Origin of the sequence: Streptomyces sp. NPDC003035, assembly GCF_042888285.1 — a bacterium.
In the GTDB taxonomy this organism is placed as follows: domain Bacteria; phylum Actinomycetota; class Actinomycetes; order Streptomycetales; family Streptomycetaceae; genus Streptomyces.
The window spans coordinates 649497-666606 of the sequence record NZ_JBIAPJ010000002.1; the positions used below are offsets into that span (position 1 = coordinate 649497).

Here is a 17110-nt window from a genome sequence, read left to right on the forward strand (position 1 = left end):
GGCCATCATGAGCGAGTGTCCGCACGTTGCCGAAATGCCGCGCCCCGAACCGGCGCCGCTGACCGACACCTGTCCCGCGTGCCTGGCCGACGGCACCCACCCCGTCCAGCTGCGCATCTGCCTCAGCTGCGGACACGTGGGGTGCTGCGACTCCTCGCCGGGCCGGCACGCCACCGGGCACTTCTCGACCAGCGGGCACCCCGTGATGCGGACCTTCGAGCCGAACGAACGCTGGCGCTGGTGCTTCGTGGACGGTTCGATCGTCTGAGGGCTGGGTACGACACCCCGGCGATCCGCTGCCGGTCGCTTCGCAATTGGGCCCCGCAGACCCCTAGCCACTGTCCGTACTCGTGGCTTTACCATGAGCGACAGACCGGGGCGAGGTCCTTCCAGGGACCCACGGCGACACGGCGGCATGGATCGCGATAGCGTCACGGCGGATCGCGCAGCCGACTGCGTACCGCCCGGTTCGGGGGGCTTTCTCCCCTCGGGCCCCGAATGAGCTTGTGCCACCTTGGAGGTGAGGGTGTCCCAGATCGCAGGCGAGCCCGGGTCCCAGGACTTCGTGGAAGTCCGGCTGCCCGCTGCGGGTGCCTACCTGTCCGTGCTGCGTACGGCCACGGCCGGCCTCGCGGCGCGCTTGGACTTCACCCTCGACGAGATCGAGGACTTGCGGATCGCGGTCGACGAGGCGTGCGCCATCCTGCTCCAGCAGGCCGTGCCCGGATCCGTCCTGAGCTGTGTCTTCCGCCTGGTCGACGACTCGCTCGACGTGACGGTGTCGGCCCCGACGACGGACGGGCGGGCGCCGGAGCGGGACACCTTCGCGTGGACCGTGCTCTCCGCGCTGGCCGGGAAGGTCGAGTCCTCCGTGGCGGACGACCGGACGGTCTCCATCAGCCTGTACAAACAGCGCGGCGCGGGGCCAGGCCCGGCGTGAGGAGCGGGGACGCGACGGCCGGCTTCCCTGAGCAGCAGGCGCGGCCGCATCCGGAGGTCGAGGTCGAGGTCGCTACGGAGCAGGCGGTCCACATGAGCGAGCACGAGCAGCACAACCAGGTTTCCGAGCCGCAGGAGGCTCCGGATCCGCACGACCGGAGCGGGGCACGCGCGCTCTTCATCGAGTTGCGCAAGCTCCCGGAGGGCTCTCCCGAGAAGTCGGAACTGCGCAATCGGCTGGTACGGATGCACCTGCCGCTGGTCGAGCACCTGGCCCGGCGGTTCCGCAACCGGGGCGAGCCGCTCGACGACCTGACGCAGGTCGCGACGATCGGACTGATCAAGTCGGTGGACCGGTTCGACCCGGAGCGGGGCGTCGAGTTCTCGACGTACGCGACCCCGACGGTCGTCGGCGAGATCAAGCGTCACTTCCGTGACAAGGGCTGGGCGGTCCGGGTGCCGCGCCGGCTGCAGGAGCTGCGGCTCTCGCTGACGACGGCGACGGCGGAGCTCTCCCAGCTGCACGGCCGCTCACCGACGGTGCACGAGCTCGCGGAGCGTCTGGGGATCTCGGAGGAGGAGGTCCTGGAGGGCCTGGAGTCGGCGAACGCCTACTCGACGCTCTCGCTGGACGTCCCGGACACGGACGACGAGTCCCCGGCGGTCGCGGACACCCTGGGTGCGGAGGACGAGGCCCTGGAGGGTGTCGAGTACCGCGAGTCGCTCAAGCCGCTTCTGGAGGACCTGCCGCCCCGGGAGAAGCGGATCCTGCTGCTGCGCTTCTTCGGGAACATGACGCAGTCGCAGATCGCGCAGGAGGTCGGCATCTCGCAGATGCACGTCTCCCGACTGCTGGCCCGCACGCTGGCACAGCTCCGGGAGAAGCTCCTCGTCGAGGAGTAGCCGCTACGAGGACCGACGCGTCACGCCTCGCCGCGACGGCCGATGCCCAGGGCCTCGGTCGTCGCCGGGTTCACCAGGAGGACCAGGCCGGACACGGCGAGGACCGCGAGGGCGATGCCGGCCGGGATCATGGCGCTGTTCGCCTGGAGGAGCTGCCAGGCCACCGGCAGGGCCAGGATCTGGGTGATGATCGCCGGTCCGCGGCTCCATCCCCGGCGCAGCAGCAGACCGCGCGCCGCGGCCCCGGGGAACAGCCCGAGCGCGATCAGCGTCGCGCCGCCCGTGATCGCCTGGGTCAGGCTGTCGGGGTCACCGGTGAAACCGGTCACCAGCACGTACACGCCCCCGATCACCAGCGCGAGGGCCTCGATCCCGGCGACCGCCGCGGCGGCGGTCAGCCGGCCGGGGCGGGAAGTCTGCTCCGTACTGCTCATACCTGGCAGGGTAGCCGGGGCCGCGTGCGGGGCTGTCCGTCAGGTGGCCGCGACTGGGATCGGTACCGCCGGGTAGGTACGCTGGCGGCCATGCGCGCACTTCTCGTGGTCAATCCGGCAGCCACCACCACCAGTGCCCGCACGCGTGACGTCCTCATCCACGCGCTGGCGAGCGAGATGAAGCTGGAGGCCGTGACCACCGAGTACCGCGGTCACGCCCGCGATCTCGGCCGCCGGGCCGCGGACTCCGCGGACATCGACCTGGTCGTCGCCCTGGGCGGCGACGGCACGGTGAACGAGGTCGTCAACGGCTTGCTGCACGACGGCCCGGATCCGGACCGGCTGCCCGGTCTCGCGGTGGTCCCCGGCGGCTCCACGAATGTCTTCGCCCGCGCGCTCGGGCTGCCCAACGACGCGGTCGAGGCGACCGGCGCCCTGCTCGACGCGCTCCGTGAGCGCCGGGCACGCACAGTGAGCCTCGGGCTCGCGTCCGGGACCCCGGGGACCGAGGACGAGGCGGTGCCCGCCCGCTGGTTCACCTTCTGTGCCGGGTTCGGTTTCGACGCCAGCGTCATCGGACGAGTCGAACAGCAGCGGGAACGCGGCAAGAGATCGACCCACGCCCTGTACCTGCGCCAGGTGGTCCGCCAGTTCCTGGGGGAGCCGAACCGGCGGCACGGCACGATCACCCTGGAGCGCCCCGGTGAGGACCCGGTCGAGGACCTGGTCCTGTCCATAATCTGCAACACCTCCCCCTGGACCTACCTGGGCAATCGTCCGGTGTACGCGTCCCCGGAGGCATCCTTCGAAACGGCTCTGGACGTCCTCGGTCTGAGCCGGCTCTCGACCCCCGCGGTGGCCCGGTACGCCACCCAGCTGCTCACTTCGTCACCCGAGCGCGGCCCGCACGGCAAGCACGCCCTGTCTCTGCACGACCTGACCGACTTCACCTTGCATTCGAAGGTTCCCCTCCCCCTGCAGATGGACGGAGACCACCTCGGACTGCGTACGAGCGTGACGTTCACAGGCGTTCGCCGTGCACTGCGTGTGATTGTGTGAGTGGAAGGGCCGAAAGTCCTTTCACTCGAACGTTTAGGCTGGGCTCCACCCCTTAGAAGTACGGCTGTGACCTAGTCGACACCGAGGAATCAAAAAAAACTTTCCGGAAGGGGTTGTATCCGCTGCCGAGGTTTGCGAGTCTCTTCTTGGCGATCGGGACGGCCCGCAACACCGGCCTCCACTGAGAGCCAGAACCCCTCCTCAGTCCAAGGACCACACCAGTTCATCTGGCAGTCGGCCCTTCACTTACGGGGGGATTCGTGAAAGCGTTCACATTCACAAGCAACCAGCTTGTAACACCCTAGAGAGGTAGCAGCCATGGACTGGCGTCACAACGCCGTTTGTCGTGAGGAAGACCCCGAGCTGTTCTTCCCCATCGGCAACACCGGTCCTGCGCTGCTGCAGATCGAGGAAGCCAAGGCCGTCTGCCGCCGCTGCCCCGTCATGGAGCAGTGCCTGCAGTGGGCGCTCGAGTCCGGCCAGGACTCCGGCGTCTGGGGTGGCCTCAGCGAGGACGAGCGCCGTGCGATGAAGCGCCGCGCCGCTCGCAACCGGGCGCGCAACGCGAGCGCCTGAACACCCTGACAAGCCTGAGGCAAGCGGCGCGTACATAGCGTACGCAATCACCGCCCCCGAGCCGCAGCGCGCAGCAGTAAACCCACAGCATTCGAGCCCCGGACCGATCTCCTCGGTCCGGGGCTCGCTGCTGTGATCCGCGGCTGTCGGCCCGAGATCGTGGGCCCCGAGACTGTGATCCGCGCGACTGTCGCCGCGCGCGCGACTACTTCTGCGGCTGTACGGGGATGTCGAGGACGACCTTGGTCCCGCGCTCCGCGCCCGGCTGCATGTCGAAGGTGCCGCCCAGCTCCCCTTCGACCAGCGTCCGCACGATCTGCAGACCGAGGTTGCCCGCGCGCTGCGGGTCGAAGCCCTCCGGCAGACCGCGGCCGTCGTCCCGGACCGTGATCAGCAGCCGGGCGTCGGCGCGGGGTTCACCGCGGACGGCCGTGACCTCGACCGTGCCCTGTTCCCCCGGCGCGAAGGCGTGCTCCAGGGCGTTCTGCAGGACTTCGGTGAGGACCATGGAGAGCGGGGTGGCGACCTCGGCGTCGAGGATGCCGAAGCGGCCGTTGCGCCGGCAGGTCACCTTGCCCGGGGAGATCTCGGCGACCATCGCGATCACACGGTCGGCGATCTCGTCGAACTCCACGCGCTCGTCCAGGTTCTGGGAGAGCGTCTCGTGCACGATGGCGATGGAACCGACCCTGCGTACCGCCTCGTTGAGGGCCTCGCGCCCCTGCTCGGAGTCCATCCGGCGGGCCTGGAGGCGCAGGAGCGCGGCCACGGTCTGGAGGTTGTTCTTCACCCGGTGGTGAATCTCCCGGATGGTCGCGTCCTTGGTGATCAACTCGCGCTCGCGGCGACGCAGTTCGGTGACGTCGCGGAGCAGGACGAGCGAACCGATGCGGGTGCCCTTGGGCTTGAGCGGGATGGCCCGCAGCTGGATGACGCCGCCGTTGCCCTCGACCTCGGCCTCGCGGGGGGCGTAGCCGGAGGCCAGTTTGACCAGGGCCTCGTCCACGGGGCCGCGGGAGGGGGCGAGTTCGGCGGTGATCTGGCCGAGGTGCTGACCGACGAGGTCGGCCGCGAGGCCGAGCCGGTGGTACGCGGAGAGGGCGTTGGGCGAGGCGTACTGGACGATGCCGTCGGCGTCCAGGCGGATCAGGCCGTCTCCGGCGCGCGGCGAGGCGTCCATGTCGACCGCTTCCCCGGGGAAGGGGAAGGTTCCGGCGGCGATCATCTGGGCCAGGTCGGAGGCGGACTGGAGGTAGGTGAGCTCCAGGCGGGACGGGGTCCGCACGGTGAGGAGATTGGTGTTGCGGGCGATGACGCCGAGGACGCGGCCCTCGCGGCGTACGGGGATCGACTCGACCCGCACCGGGACCTCCTCGCGCCACTCGGGGTCGCCCTCGCGCACGATCCGGCCCTCGTCGAGGGCGGCGTCGAGGAGCGGGCGGCGGCCGCGCGGGACGAGGTGGCCGACCATGTCGTCCTGGTAGGAGGTCGGGCCGGTGTTGGGCCGCATCTGGGCGACGGAGACGTAACGGGTGCCATCGAGGGTGGGGACCCAGAGGACGAGGTCGGCGAAGGAGAGGTCGGAGAGCAGCTGCCACTCCGAGACCAGCAGGTGCAGCCACTCGAGGTCGGACTCACTCAGAGCGGTGTGCTGGCGTACGAGGTCGTTCATGGAGGGCACAGGTGCGAGCGTACCCGCGGAATCGGAGGGCGCTGAACCTGGATCTCAGGGCGTTCGTGTTGGAGGATGGACCGGGAAGCACGCCGGTCCTATGGATGGACTTACCGAATGGTCTAGTCCACAATGGCCGAGCAGCATCCCATCATGACCTCCGCCCTCCCCGCACAGGAGGGTGGACGAGGTACCCGGCGCTCTCTGCCCTGACTGCGCCGAGACCTCCCATTACGGCCGAGGGACCGCACACCCCCGGCCGGGCAACTCCGGGCTGCGGTGCCGGACGGGTTGAGGGTCCCGTCGGGCGCCGCGGCCCGCGGGTTTTTCTGGGCCCGCGGGTTCTTCCGGTGTTCAGCTCCGGCCGACCTTCTTCCGGTGTTCAGCTCCGGCCGACCGCCGGCCCGGACGACGGCCAGGCCGACATCGCCGCCTCCGCCACCGCCTCCAGCTCCGTCCGGGTCGCCCCGTCGCGTGCCTGCTGGGACATGCCCTGGAGCACCGCTCCGTACAGCCGGGCCAGTGCACCTGCGTCGGTGCCCGCCGGCAGCTCCCCCGCGTCGACGTCGCGCTGGATCCGGGCCTCGAAGGACGCCAGATTGTCGTTGCGCCGCGCGCGCAGGGCCTCCTCGACCTCCGGGGTCGAGCAGTTGGTCGCCGCGGAGATCATCAGGCAGCCGCGGGGATGGGACGGATCGGTGAAGACCTCCGCCGCTTCCCTGAGCATCCGGCCGAGCGCGCCGCGCGCCGTCGGCTCCTGCGCGAAGGCCCGGCCGCCGTACGCCCCGTACGAGACGGCGTACGCCTCGACGACCTCCTCGAACAGTGCCTTCTTGTCACCGAAGGCGGCGTAGAGGCTGGGCGCGCTGATACCCATGGCGCGCGTCAGGTCGGACACGGAGGTCGTCTCGTACCCGTGCTCCCAGAACGCCATCGTGGCCTGCTCCAGCGCCGTGAGGCGGTCGAAGGAGCGGGGGCGGCCACGCGGCTTCGTCGTCATGGCGCACATTCTATAGCGGTCACTACGAAACGGTGGTACGGTTCTTTCTGTAACGACCACTACGGAAGTCAGGGGGGCGTCGGATGAGTGCGCTCAAGGGGAAGACGGCACTGGTCACGGGCGGCAGCCGGGGCATCGGGAGGGGCGTCGCGGAGCGGCTCGGCCGGGACGGGGCGCGGGTCGCGGTGCATTACGGGACCAACGAGACGGCGGCGAAGGAGACGGTCGCGGCGATCGAGGCGGCGGGCGGCGAGGCGTTCGCGATCGGCCAGGAGCTGGGGGTGCCGGGGGACGCGGCGGCGCTGTGGGAGCGGTTCGACGCGCGCGCGGACGGGCTCGACATCCTCGTCAACAACGCGGGGATCGGGGCCTCGCGGCCGTTCGCGACGATCGACGAGGCGGAGTACGACCGGATCTTCGCGGTCAACACCAAGGCCCCGTTCTTCCTGGCACGGCTGGGCGCCGAGCGGCTGCGCGACGGCGGCCGGATCATCAACATCTCCACCGGCCTGAGCCGGGCGGCGATGATGCCGGACACGATGGCGTACGCGATGTCGAAGGGCGCGCTGGACGTGTTCACGCGCTATCTGTCGAAGGTGTTGGGCGAGCGGGGCATCACGGTCAACGCGGTGGCGCCGGGAGTCGTGGACACGGACATCAACGCGGACTGGCTGCGGGGGAACGACGAGGCGTGGGCGGGAGCGGCGGCGCTGTCCGCGCTCGGGAAGGTCGGGACGCCCGCGGACATAGCCGATGTGGTGGCCTTCCTGGCCTCGCACGACGGGCGCTGGGTGACGGGCCAGTGGATCGATGCCACGGGAGGTTCGCTCGCCTGACGCGGCACTGTCTCCGGTGGCTGTGGGGGCCTTCCCGTTCGACGATGGGAGGGTTCCGTCCGCCGGCTGGAAGGGCCTGAGCAGACGCGCTCCGCTCTGCTAGATTGGGCTTTGATTGGTCTATACCACCAGCCCTCACCAGCCCCTCACCAGATCGGCAGGCACAGCGTGGAAGTTGTCATCGTCCCGGACGCCGCGGCAGGCGGAGCGCTCATCGCGGACGGCATCGCCGGCCTCCTGCGCCGCAAGCCCGACGCGCTGCTCGGCGTGGCCACGGGTTCGACTCCGCTGCCCATCTACGAGGCCCTGATCGCCCAGGTCAAGGCCGGTTCCGTGGACGCCTCGCGCGCCCGGATCGCTCAGCTGGACGAGTACGTCGGACTGCCCACCGGGCACCCGGAGTCGTACCGCTCCACCGTGCTGCGTCAGGTCGTGGAGCCGCTCGGTCTCTCCCAGGAGGCCTTCATGGGGCCCGACGGTGCGGCCGAGGACGTCCAGGCGGCGTGCGAGGCGTACGACCAGGCACTGCGGGACGCGGGCGGCGTGGACCTGCAGATCCTCGGCATCGGGACCGACGGGCACATCGGCTTCAACGAGCCGTGCTCCTCGCTCGCCTCCCGGACCCGGATCAAGACGCTGACCGAGCAGACCCGGGTCGACAACGCGCGCTTCTTCGACGACGACATCGAGCAGGTGCCGCACCATGTCATCACCCAGGGCATCGGCACCATCCTGGAGGCCCGTCACCTGGTCCTCCTGGCCACCGGCGAGGGCAAGGCCGACGCCGTGGCCCAGACCGTCGAGGGCCCGGTCGCGGCCCTCGTGCCGGCCTCGGCGCTGCAGCTGCACCCGCACGCCACGGTCGTCGTGGACGAGGCCGCCGCGTCCAAGCTGAAGCTCGCGGACTACTTCCGCCACACCTTCGCCAACAAGCCCACCTGGCAGGGGATCTAGCGGGCACGCGCTCCCGCGCGCTCCCGTACGGCGAGGGGGCCCGGCACCTGGTTCAGGTGCCGGGCCCCTCTCGTACAGCGGTCTCAGATTCCGGCGATGGCCTCCGCCGCCGCACGGCCGCAGACCCTGGCGGCGCCGTGGGTGGCGATGTGCAGGGCGCCACGGGGCTCCGCCCGGTTCAGGCCCATCTCCACCACGACCGTGTCCGGGCGGGCCGCGAGGAGGGCGTCCAGGGCCTCGGTCATCCACGGGTGACGGTGGGCGTCCCGGACCACCGCGACGATCCGCCGCTCCCCCGCGGCGGCGAGGACGGCGTCCACAGCGGGCTCGTCGTACGCGCCCGTCTCGGTGCCCGGCAGCAGCCGCTCCAGCTCCGCCGCGACACCCCACGGCGTCTCGTCACCGACCGCGATGTTGGCGACGGGCGTGAAGGCGGCGACGTAGGGAGCGCCGGTCATCGGCGTGTGGGGCCGCTCCCCCGTCGTCAGCGTCAGGGCCCGGCGCGCCGCGACGAGTCCGATCTCGGTGCCGGGCGCGGTCCCCTCCTGCACTGCCGCGCCCGGCCCCGATCCAGCCCCCCTGGCCCGGTGCGCCTGGGTCCAGGACGCCAGGGCGCGTACGCGCGCCGCGGCGTCGGCCAGCCGCTCCTCGGGCAGTTCACCGGTCCGTACCGCGTCGACCAGCGCGTCGCGCAGGCGCAGTACGGTGTCCTCGTCGGCCAGCCCGCCGCCGACGCAGATGGCGTCGGCGCCCGCGGCGATCGCGAGGACGGATCCGCGTTCGATGCCGTACGTCGACGCGATGGCCTGCATCTCCATGCCATCGGTGACGATCAGCCCGTCGAAGCCCAGCTCCTGGCGCAGCAGACCGGTCAGGATCCGCGGGCTCAGGGTCGCCGGACGGTCCGGGTCGAGCGCGGGGAGCAGGATATGCGCGCTCATCACCGCTTTGGAACCCGCGGCGATCGCGGCGCGGAAAGGCACCAGCTCACGCGCGTGCAGTGTGTCCAGATCCACATCGATCCGGGGCAGCGCGTGGTGGGAGTCCACGTTGGTGTCGCCGTGCCCGGGGAAGTGCTTGGTGCAGGCGGCGACGCCGACGGCCTGGAGACCCTCGACGTACGCCACGGTGTGCCGGGCGACCAGGTCGGTGCCGGGGCCGAAGGACCGGACGCCGATGACGGGGTTGTCGGGGTTGGAGTTCACGTCGGCGGAGGGTGCCCAGTTGAGGTCGACCCCGCACGCGGCGAGCCGGCGGCCGAGCTCCTCGGCGACGGCCCGGGTGAGGTCCACGTCGTCGACGGAGCCGAGCGCGTAGTTGCCGGGGAAGGAGGAGCCGTGCCGGACCTCCAGGCGGGTGACGTCGCCGCCTTCCTCGTCGATGGCGACGAGGACGTCGTCCCGCTCGGCCCGCAGCCGCGCGGTGAGCGCGGCGAGCTGCTCGGGAGAGGCGATGTTCCGGCCGAACAGACCGACGGAGGAGAGTCCCTCGCCGATCCTGCGGAGCAGCCAGTCGGGTGCGGTCGTGCCGACGAAGCCGGGCTGGAGGACGGTGAGCGCGTCACGGGTCAGGGTGTCCGAGGCGCTGACGAGTGTGGTCATGGGGCGGCGTTATCCCTTCACCGCGCCGGCCGTCAGGCCGGCGGCCATCTTGCGCTGGACGAGGAGGAAGAGGATCACGATGGGGACGGCCATCATGGTGGAGCCCGCCATCATCGGGGCGTACTCCGTGCCGTTCTTCGTGATGAAGTTGCCGAGCCAGACGGTGGCCGTCTGGTTCTGCTGGCTCATCAGCATCAGCGCGTACAGGTACTCGTTCCACGCCTGGATGAAGCCGTAGACGGAGGTGGCGACCATGCCCGGGGCGAGCAGCGGGAAGACGACCCGGACGAACGCGCCGGTGCGGGTGCAGCCGTCGACCTGCGCGGCCTCCTCCAGCTCCTTGGGGATGTTGACGATGAAACCGCGCAGCGTCCACACCGTGAAGGGGAGGATGAAGGTCAGGTAGGTGATGATCAGGCCGCTGATCCTGTCGTACTGGCCCAGGTCGTTGAGCATCAGGAAGACCGGGATGATCATCGCGACGAGCGGGACCATCTGGACGGCGAGGATGCCGACGATCACGACCTTGCGGCCGCGGAAGGCGAAGCGCGAGATGGCGAGCGCCGCCAGCATGCCGACCACGATGCCGATGACGACGACCACCGACGAGACGATCAGGCTGCGCGTGACCGGTCCCCAGAAGTCCGCGATATCCAGCGCACGCTTGAAGTTCTCCAGCGTGAAGGTGGAGGGGAAGAAGTGCGGGTTCGGGTCGATGGCGTCCTTGGCCGGCTTGAAGGCCGTGTTCACCATCCAGTAGACGGGGAAGCCGACGACGACGAAGACGAGGAGCCCGATCAGGTTCCAGCCGAGCTTGGTCGAGCGGCGGCGGGTGACGGGGGGCCGGGTGACGGTGGGGGCCGGGGCGGGGGCCGGGGCCGCGGTGGTCGTGGTCACTCCACCTCTCCGATCTTGAGCATCTGACGCATGTACACGGCGACCACTCCGAGCAGCAGGACGACCGTGACGAGCGCGATCGCGGAGCCGGTGCCGTAGTCGTTGACGACGAACGCCTTGTCGAACGAGTACGTGGTGAGGAGCTGGAACTCCGCCTCGGGGTGGCCGTTGCGCATCACGTAGACCTGCGGGAAGACGCCCATGTCCCAGATGACCGAGAGCGTCGTCAGCATGACGATGATCGGCTTGAGGATGGGCAGGGTGACGAAGCGGAAGACGCCCCAGGCTCCGGCGCCGTCGAGGCGGGCGGCCTCTTCGAGCTCCTTGGGGACCTGGGTGAGGCCGGCGCTCAGGGTGATGACGACGAAGGGCACGGCGCCCCAGACGACGAGCAGCATGATGACGGCGAGGCCCTGCGGGCCGCTGGCGAACCAGTTGTGGCCGATCATGTCGACCCCGGGCAGCCTGCTCAGCAGCCAGTTGAGCACGCCGTAGTCGGCGTCGAAGAGCCATTTGAAGATGGCGGTTGCGACGATGATGGGCATGCCCCAGCTCGCCACGAGGACGATGTTGATGAGGGCCTTGACCCAGCCGGAGACCTTCTGCAGCAGCAGCGCGATCATCATGCCGAGGACCATGGTGAGGATCACCGCGCCGCCGGCGAAGAGCACCGTCCGCAGGACCACGGCCCAGAACTCGCCGTCGGAGAGGATCTTGGTGAAGTTGGCGAAGCCGGCCGACTCCGCCTCCTGGAAGCCCCAGAGCTGCGGCTGTCCGAAGTGCTGGAAGGAGAGGGTGACCAGGCGCACGAGCGGATAGCCGAGCACCAGGAGCAGGACGAGCAGGCACGGCGCGAGCAGGAGCCAGGGGATCCCGCCTCCGCCGTTGGTGGGCTTCTTCCCCGGCTTCGGGGCACCGGCCCGCGGGCCGGATGGTGGCGATTGCCGCACCGGCGGCACCTTCGCGGTGGTTGTGTCTGCGGCACTCATCCCGTGCTCCTCAGCGATCCCTCTCGTGATACGGGAAGCAGGGCCCCCTGAGCCCCTTTTTCGAGGCTGAAGGGGCCCTGCTCCTAGGTCACTTGGTGTTGATGACCTTGTCCATCGCGGCGTCCGCGTCCTTGGCGGCGGCCTCGACCGACTTCTTGCCGTTGGCGATCTCGATCAGCATCGTCTTGAGGATCTGGGCCTTCTCGACCTGGCCCCAGCCCGGAGCGGTCGGGACGAACCAGCTGGACTCGGCGGCCGTGGCCGCGACCGTGGTGGCCGGGTCGGCCTTCAGCGGGGCGAGGGCTGCCTTGTTGTTGGGCAGGTTGCCCTTGGCGACGAGGCCCTTCTGGCCCTCGGTGCCGGTGTAGGCGGCGATCCAGTCGGCCGCGAGGCCCTGCGCCTTGGACTTGACCGGGATGGCCAGGTCGGAGCCGCCCAGGAAGACCGGCAGGTTCTTGCCGGACGGGCCGGGCATCACGAAGTTCTCGAGCTTGTCCTTCAGCCCGCCGACCTTGTCGGTCTTCGGGTCGGCCGCGGTGGCGCCCTCCCAGCCGGCGGCGAACATCGCGGCGGCGTTGCCCTGGCCGAAGACGACCGGACGGTCGGCCTCGTCCTTGGTCTTGTCGCCGTGCATGTACTTGTCGAGGATGTTCTTGTACTCGGTCAGGCCCTTGACGGACTCCGGCGAGGACAGGTTCGCCTTCCAGGTCTCGCCGTCCTGCTTGGCGATGGAGCCGCCCGCGTCGAAGACGAAGGACATCGCGGCGTACCAGTCCGGCGACGGCTGGTACCAGGCGCTGAACTTGGCGCCCTTCTTCTTCTGGATCGCGTCGAGCGCGGCGGTCAGCTCGGCCCAGGTCTTCGGGGCGGCCTTGACGCCCGCCTCGGCGGCGATGTCCTTGCGCCAGGTGCCCACGCGGCCACCGGCGTAGTAGGGGACGCCGTAGGTCTTGCCGTTGTAGGTGACCGAGTCCTTGAGGGCGTCGAGCCACTGGTCGGAGTTCTCGAACTTCGAGGCGTCGACCTCGGCGAAGGCACCCTTCGCCATGTAGCTGATCATCTCGGAGTTGCCCATCTCGACAACGTCCGGGGCCTTGTCCGTGGCGAGCACCGCGTCGAGCTTGGTGTTCTTGTCCGGCCAGCCGTAGTACTCGTGCTTGATCTTGACGCCCGGGTGCTTCTTGGTCACCGCGTCGTCGGCGGCCTTGACCAGCTCGGGCCAGTTGTTCTGGGCGTCGACCGTCAGCCAGACGGTGAGCTCCTTGGCGTCTCCGCCGGCGTTGTCCCCGCTCTTGTCCGAACCGCACGCGGCGATGCCGACCATGATGCCCGCGACGCCGATCGCCGCGATGAGCTTGCGCTTCACGCCACCCTCCTCAGGGATGCCTGCAACCCCCCCACCGCGCGAAGACATACGTCGAGTAGTGCTCGTGGGGCTGGGACCTGGTCTTTAATGGTTTAGACCAGTACCCGGAGCTTGGCCTAGACCTTTAGGGGTGTCAAGGGTGTATAAGAAGGGCAGTCGCGTCCGTTATCGGACCGACACCTGAGGGAGGGCGACGACCCGTGACCGGTCCGTGCCACCATGTGAGCCGCGACAGACGGAGGAGCCGGTGACGGCAGCAGCACAGGAGTCGGGAAGGCAGGCCATGGCCACGGACGCGGGCAGCACGGAGAAAGAGGGCGGGGTCACCACCCGCACCGCGCGCGTGCCCAAGTACTACCGACTGAAGCGGCACTTGCTCGACATGACGGAGACCCTGCCGCCCGGCACACCGGTCCCGCCGGAGCGCACCCTCGCCGCCGAGTTCGACACCTCGCGCACCACGGTGCGCCAGGCCCTGCAGGAGCTGGTCGTCGAGGGCCGGCTGGAGCGGATCCAGGGCAAGGGCACGTTCGTGGCCAAGCCCAAGGTCTCGCAGGCGCTCCAGCTCACCTCGTACACCGAGGACATGCGGGCCCAGGGCCTGGAGCCCACCTCGCAGTTGCTGGACATCGGATACGTCACCGCCGATGACACGCTCGCCGGGCTGCTCGACATCTCGGCCGGCGGCCGCGTGCTGCGGATCGAGCGGCTGCGGCTCGCGAGCGGCGAGCCGATGGCGATCGAGACCACGCACCTCTCGGCCAAGCGCTTCCCGGCACTGCGCCGTTCCCTGGTGAAGTACACCTCGCTCTACACGGCGCTCGCCGAGGTGTACGACGTGCACCTGGCCGAGGCCGAGGAGACCATCGAGACCTCCCTCGCCACCCCGCGCGAGGCCGGCCTGCTCGGTACGGACGTGGGCCTGCCGATGCTGATGCTCTCCCGCCACTCGCTGGACGCGCAGGGCGAGCCGGTCGAATGGGTGCGCTCGGTGTACCGCGGCGACCGATACAAGTTCGTTGCGCGCCTCAAGCGGCCCAACGGCTGACAAAGGCCCCACAGCGTACGTCCGTTATCCGGACAGGGGTTCCATACGGCGGAACCGTCCCCTAGATTTCCTGCGCATTACACAGGTGATCACCGAGGGGACGGTTCCGCCGTATGTCGGAAGAAACGCAGGGAAGACAACCAACCGTCACACCCGTGCGGGTCGTGGTGGCGCTCTGCCTGATCGCGCCGTTCGTGGCGATGCTCTGGGTGAGCTCGTACGCCAAGGTCGAGCCGACGTTCATCGGCATCCCGTTCTTCTACTGGTACCAGATGGCCTGGGTCGTGATCTCGACCGTGCTCACCATGGTCGCCTACGCGCTGTGGCAGCGTGACCAGCGCTCCCGCAAGGGAGGTGCGTCGAAGTGAACGACGGCGTGAACGGCGTCGCACTCGCCGTCTTCATCTTCTTCTTCCTGGCCGTCACGGTCATGGGCTTCCTCGCCTCGCGCTGGCGCAAGGCCGAGAACGAGAACAGCCTCGACGAATGGGGTCTGGGCGGCCGGTCGTTCGGCACCTGGGTGACCTGGTTCCTGCTCGGCGGCGACCTCTACACCGCGTACACCTTCGTCGCCGTCCCGGCGGCCATCTACGCGGCGGGCGCGGCCGGCTTCTTCGCCGTCCCCTACACGATCCTCGTGTACCCGCTGATCTTCACCTTCCTGCCCCGCCTCTGGTCGGTGTCGCACAAGCACGGTTACGTCACCACCTCCGACTTCGTCCGCGGCCGCTTCGGCTCCAAGGGCCTCTCGCTCGCGGTCGCGCTCACCGGCATCCTCGCCACCATGCCGTACATCGCGCTCCAGCTGGTCGGCATCCAGGCCGTCCTGGACGTGATGGGCGTGGGCGGCGGCGAGAACACGCACTGGTTCATCAAGGACCTGCCGCTGCTCATCGCCTTCGGCGTCCTCGCGGCGTACACCTACTCCTCGGGTCTGCGCGCCCCGGCGCTCATCGCCTTCGTCAAGGACACGCTGATCTACATCGTCATCGCGGTGGCGATCATCTACATCCCGATCAAGCTGGGCGGCTTCGACGAGATCTTCGCCAAGGCCGGCGAGGCGTACGCGACGGTCAACCCGGCGACCGACAAGCCGCGCGGCTCGCTGGTGCCGGGCGAGATGGGCCAGTGGGGCTACGCGACGCTCGCGCTCGGCTCGGCGCTCGCGCTCTTCATGTACCCGCACTCGATCACGGCGACGCTCTCCTCGCGCAGCCGTGACGTGATCCGGCGCAATACCACGATCCTGCCGCTGTACTCGCTGATGCTGGGCCTGCTCGCGCTGCTCGGCTTCATGGCGATCGCCGCCGGTGTGAAGGTGTCCAACGGTCAGCTCGCCATCCCGCAGCTGTTCGAGAACATGTTCCCCGACTGGTTCGCGGGCGTCGCCTTCGCCGCCATCGGCATCGGCGCGCTGGTGCCCGCCGCGATCATGTCGATCGCCGCCGCCAACCTCTTCACCCGGAACATCTACAAGGACTTCCTGAAGCCGGACGCCACCCCGGAGCAGGAGACCAAGGTGTCCAAGCTGGTGTCGCTCCTGGTGAAGGTCGGCGCGCTGGCCTTCGTCCTCACCATGGACAAGACGGTCGCCATCAACTTCCAGCTGCTCGGCGGCATCTGGATCCTGCAGACCCTCCCGGCCCTCGTCGGCGGTCTGTTCACCCGCTGGTTCCACCGCTGGGCGCTGCTCGCCGGCTGGGCCGTCGGCATGGTGTACGGCACGGCCGCGGCGTACGGCGTGGCCAGCCCGACCCAGAAGCACTTCGGCGGCTCGTCCGCCGAGATCCCGGGCATCGGGGAGATCGGCTACATCGGCCTCACCGCCTTCGTCATCAACGTCGTCGTCACGGTCGTCCTGACCTTCGTCCTGAAGGCCCTGAAGGCGCCTGAGGGCGTGGACGAGACCTCGCCGTCGGACTACACGGCGGACGCGGGCGACCCGGGCGTGCAGACCGAGATGCCGAAGCTCGCCGCCGACACGCACTGACACCGAGAAGCACACCGCAGGGGCCCGGGTTTTCCGCCAGGAAAATCCCGGGCCCTTCGCCGTGCCCCTGAGGCAGACTGCCGGGATGGATCTCACCATCAGGGCGGTACGGCCCGAGGAGTACGAGGCCCTCGGCGACATCACCGCACGCGCCTATCTCGACGACGGACACCTCGACTTCGGCGAGGAGGACGACTACCTGCACCTGCTGCGGGACGTGGCCCGGCGGGTCGCGGAGGCGGAGGTGCTGGTGGCGGTGGACCACGCCGGCACGGTGCTCGGCGGGGTGACCTTCGCCCGGGCGGGCGAGAAGTGGGCGGACATCGCCCGCGACGGCGAGGCGGAGTTCCGGATGCTCGCCGTGGCGAAGGACGCCCGGGGCCGGGGCGTCGGCGAGGCGCTCGTACGGGCCTGTGTGGAGCGGGCGCGGGAGATCGAGGGCTGCCCGCGCATGGTGCTCTCCACCCAGTCCGGTATGGCCACCGCGCACCGGATATACGAACGGATGGGCTTCGTCCGCGCCCCTGAGCGGGACTGGCGGCCGATCCCCGACATGGACCCCCTGCTGGCCTACAGCCTGGAGCTCTGACGCGCCAACGACACAACATGTTGGGGGTGCTTCAGGGAGCGCCCCCCACATGTATGCTCATGCTCGCTGTCCTCGCAGGGGAATCCGGTGGAAATCCGGAACTGTCCCGCAACGGTGTGGTTTCGGCGTGCTTGTACGCCGGCCGAGTCCGAAGACCTGTGGACAGCGCACCCGGTCCGACCGTTCCGGGTGCCACAGACGTCCGGGCCTCGCGGAGTGGGCCGTGGCGCGGCGCACCCCTGCGTACGGGTGCCCGT

General features: G+C 69.6%; 18 protein-coding genes and 1 riboswitch. Of the genes, 11 read left to right on the forward strand and 7 right to left on the reverse strand.

Annotated features, from left to right (window positions below):
* Nucleotides 1-7: 7 nt before the first annotated feature.
* The 3 genes from ACFYV5_RS09080 to ACFYV5_RS09090 all read left to right on the forward strand — a co-directional run bounded on the left by ACFYV5_RS09080 (nt 8) and on the right by ACFYV5_RS09090 (nt 1842).
* Nucleotides 8-268, forward strand: coding sequence for a UBP-type zinc finger domain-containing protein (locus ACFYV5_RS09080; RefSeq protein WP_355108200.1), 261 nt, complete (start codon nt 8-10; stop codon nt 266-268).
* A gap of 258 nt (nt 269-526) precedes the next feature.
* On the forward strand, nt 527-940 hold the full coding sequence (locus ACFYV5_RS09085) for an anti-sigma regulatory factor (protein WP_352186995.1): 414 nt from the start codon (nt 527-529) through the stop codon (nt 938-940).
* Nucleotides 937-1842, forward strand: a complete 906-nt coding sequence (locus ACFYV5_RS09090) for an RNA polymerase sigma factor SigF (protein ID WP_355108202.1) — start codon at nt 937-939, stop codon at nt 1840-1842. Before ACFYV5_RS09085 ends, ACFYV5_RS09090 begins: the two co-directional genes overlap by 4 nt.
* Nucleotides 1843-1862: 20 nt before the next feature.
* Here the strand turns inward: ACFYV5_RS09090 and ACFYV5_RS09095 are convergent, their stop codons facing one another.
* The gene (locus ACFYV5_RS09095) at nt 1863-2276 is read right to left on the reverse strand and encodes a hypothetical protein (protein ID WP_355108204.1); all 414 of its coding nucleotides are present in this window, start codon (nt 2274-2276) and stop codon (nt 1863-1865) included.
* Nucleotides 2277-2366: 90 nt separating this feature from the next.
* On the opposite strand from ACFYV5_RS09095, the gene ACFYV5_RS09100 reads away from it, so the two are divergent.
* Nucleotides 2367-3335 (forward strand): diacylglycerol kinase family protein, encoded by a 969-nt coding sequence (locus tag ACFYV5_RS09100; RefSeq protein WP_355108206.1) that lies wholly within the window; start codon nt 2367-2369, stop codon nt 3333-3335.
* 318 nt (nt 3336-3653) lie between these two features.
* Nucleotides 3654-3911 (forward strand): WhiB family transcriptional regulator, encoded by a 258-nt coding sequence (locus ACFYV5_RS09105; RefSeq protein WP_003953983.1) that lies wholly within the window; start codon nt 3654-3656, stop codon nt 3909-3911.
* 205 nt (nt 3912-4116) lie between these two features.
* On the opposite strand, the gene ACFYV5_RS09110 is transcribed toward ACFYV5_RS09105, so the two are convergent.
* A complete protein-coding gene (locus tag ACFYV5_RS09110) occupies nt 4117-5583 on the reverse strand; it encodes a sensor histidine kinase (protein WP_389166385.1) in 1467 nt (488 codons plus the stop codon).
* 382 nt (nt 5584-5965) lie between these two features.
* Nucleotides 5966-6583 carry a TetR/AcrR family transcriptional regulator gene (locus tag ACFYV5_RS09115; RefSeq protein WP_389166131.1) on the reverse strand — a complete coding sequence of 206 codons (618 nt, stop codon included), beginning with the start codon at nt 6581-6583 and terminating at the stop codon, nt 5966-5968.
* 83 nt (nt 6584-6666) lie between these two features.
* Between ACFYV5_RS09115 and ACFYV5_RS09120 the strand changes: the two genes are divergently transcribed.
* Together ACFYV5_RS09120 and nagB are read left to right on the forward strand one after the other, a co-directional pair.
* Entirely contained in the window at nt 6667-7419 is a 753-nt protein-coding gene (locus ACFYV5_RS09120) for an SDR family oxidoreductase (RefSeq protein WP_389166134.1), read from the forward strand.
* A 168-nt stretch (nt 7420-7587) separates the two neighbouring features.
* A complete protein-coding gene (nagB, locus tag ACFYV5_RS09125; RefSeq protein ID WP_355108212.1) occupies nt 7588-8373 on the forward strand; it encodes a glucosamine-6-phosphate deaminase in 786 nt (261 codons plus the stop codon).
* An 83-nt stretch (nt 8374-8456) separates the two neighbouring features.
* On the opposite strand, the gene ACFYV5_RS09130 is transcribed toward nagB, so the two are convergent.
* The 4 genes from ACFYV5_RS09130 to ACFYV5_RS09145 all read right to left on the reverse strand — a co-directional run bounded on the left by ACFYV5_RS09130 (nt 8457) and on the right by ACFYV5_RS09145 (nt 13226).
* On the reverse strand, nt 8457-9974 hold the full coding sequence (locus ACFYV5_RS09130; RefSeq protein WP_389166137.1) for a glycoside hydrolase family 3 protein: 1518 nt from the start codon (nt 9972-9974) through the stop codon (nt 8457-8459).
* A 9-nt stretch (nt 9975-9983) separates the two neighbouring features.
* A complete protein-coding gene (locus ACFYV5_RS09135) occupies nt 9984-10871 on the reverse strand; it encodes a carbohydrate ABC transporter permease (RefSeq protein ID WP_389166140.1) in 888 nt (295 codons plus the stop codon).
* Complete coding sequence (locus tag ACFYV5_RS09140; RefSeq protein WP_355108216.1) at nt 10868-11860, reverse strand: sugar ABC transporter permease; 993 nt, start codon at nt 11858-11860, stop codon at nt 10868-10870. Before ACFYV5_RS09140 ends, ACFYV5_RS09135 begins: the two co-directional genes overlap by 4 nt.
* An 88-nt stretch (nt 11861-11948) precedes the next feature.
* A complete protein-coding gene (locus tag ACFYV5_RS09145; protein WP_389166143.1) occupies nt 11949-13226 on the reverse strand; it encodes an extracellular solute-binding protein in 1278 nt (425 codons plus the stop codon).
* Between the two features lie 283 nt (nt 13227-13509).
* On the opposite strand from ACFYV5_RS09145, the gene ACFYV5_RS09150 reads away from it, so the two are divergent.
* The 4 genes from ACFYV5_RS09150 to ACFYV5_RS09165 all read left to right on the forward strand — a co-directional run bounded on the left by ACFYV5_RS09150 (nt 13510) and on the right by ACFYV5_RS09165 (nt 16853).
* A complete protein-coding gene (locus ACFYV5_RS09150; protein ID WP_355108376.1) occupies nt 13510-14274 on the forward strand; it encodes a GntR family transcriptional regulator in 765 nt (254 codons plus the stop codon).
* Between the two features lie 113 nt (nt 14275-14387).
* Entirely contained in the window at nt 14388-14642 is a 255-nt protein-coding gene (locus ACFYV5_RS09155) for a DUF3311 domain-containing protein (RefSeq protein WP_389166146.1), read from the forward strand.
* Nucleotides 14639-16264 carry a monocarboxylate uptake permease MctP gene (gene mctP / locus ACFYV5_RS09160; protein ID WP_389166150.1) on the forward strand — a complete coding sequence of 542 codons (1626 nt, stop codon included), beginning with the start codon at nt 14639-14641 and terminating at the stop codon, nt 16262-16264. The genes ACFYV5_RS09155 and mctP overlap by 4 nt, the downstream gene beginning before the upstream one ends.
* Nucleotides 16265-16349: 85 nt before the next feature.
* Complete coding sequence (locus ACFYV5_RS09165) at nt 16350-16853, forward strand: GNAT family N-acetyltransferase (RefSeq protein WP_389166153.1); 504 nt, start codon at nt 16350-16352, stop codon at nt 16851-16853.
* 78 nt (nt 16854-16931) lie between these two features.
* Nucleotides 16932-17010, forward strand: a riboswitch (cobalamin riboswitch).
* Nucleotides 17011-17110 lie beyond the last annotated feature (100 nt).

Excerpts from the sequence above, each read along its gene's own strand:
- ACFYV5_RS09080 (WP_355108200.1), top strand. The coding sequence starts at position 8 with ATGAGCGAGTGTCCGCACGTTGCCGAAATGCCGCGCCCCGAACCGGCG.
- ACFYV5_RS09095 (WP_355108204.1), bottom strand. The coding sequence starts at position 2,276 with ATGAGCAGTACGGAGCAGACTTCCCGCCCCGGCCGGCTGACCGCCGCC.
- ACFYV5_RS09100 (WP_355108206.1), top strand. The coding sequence starts at position 2,367 with ATGCGCGCACTTCTCGTGGTCAATCCGGCAGCCACCACCACCAGTGCC.
- ACFYV5_RS09105 (WP_003953983.1), top strand. The coding sequence starts at position 3,654 with ATGGACTGGCGTCACAACGCCGTTTGTCGTGAGGAAGACCCCGAGCTG.
- ACFYV5_RS09110 (WP_389166385.1), bottom strand. The coding sequence starts at position 5,583 with ATGAACGACCTCGTACGCCAGCACACCGCTCTGAGTGAGTCCGACCTC.
- ACFYV5_RS09115 (WP_389166131.1), bottom strand. The coding sequence starts at position 6,583 with ATGACGACGAAGCCGCGTGGCCGCCCCCGCTCCTTCGACCGCCTCACG.
- ACFYV5_RS09120 (WP_389166134.1), top strand. The coding sequence starts at position 6,667 with ATGAGTGCGCTCAAGGGGAAGACGGCACTGGTCACGGGCGGCAGCCGG.
- ACFYV5_RS09130 (WP_389166137.1), bottom strand. The coding sequence starts at position 9,974 with ATGACCACACTCGTCAGCGCCTCGGACACCCTGACCCGTGACGCGCTC.
- ACFYV5_RS09140 (WP_355108216.1), bottom strand. The coding sequence starts at position 11,860 with ATGAGTGCCGCAGACACAACCACCGCGAAGGTGCCGCCGGTGCGGCAA.
- ACFYV5_RS09150 (WP_355108376.1), top strand. The coding sequence starts at position 13,510 with ATGGCCACGGACGCGGGCAGCACGGAGAAAGAGGGCGGGGTCACCACC.
- ACFYV5_RS09155 (WP_389166146.1), top strand. The coding sequence starts at position 14,388 with ATGTCGGAAGAAACGCAGGGAAGACAACCAACCGTCACACCCGTGCGG.
- ACFYV5_RS09165 (WP_389166153.1), top strand. The coding sequence starts at position 16,350 with ATGGATCTCACCATCAGGGCGGTACGGCCCGAGGAGTACGAGGCCCTC.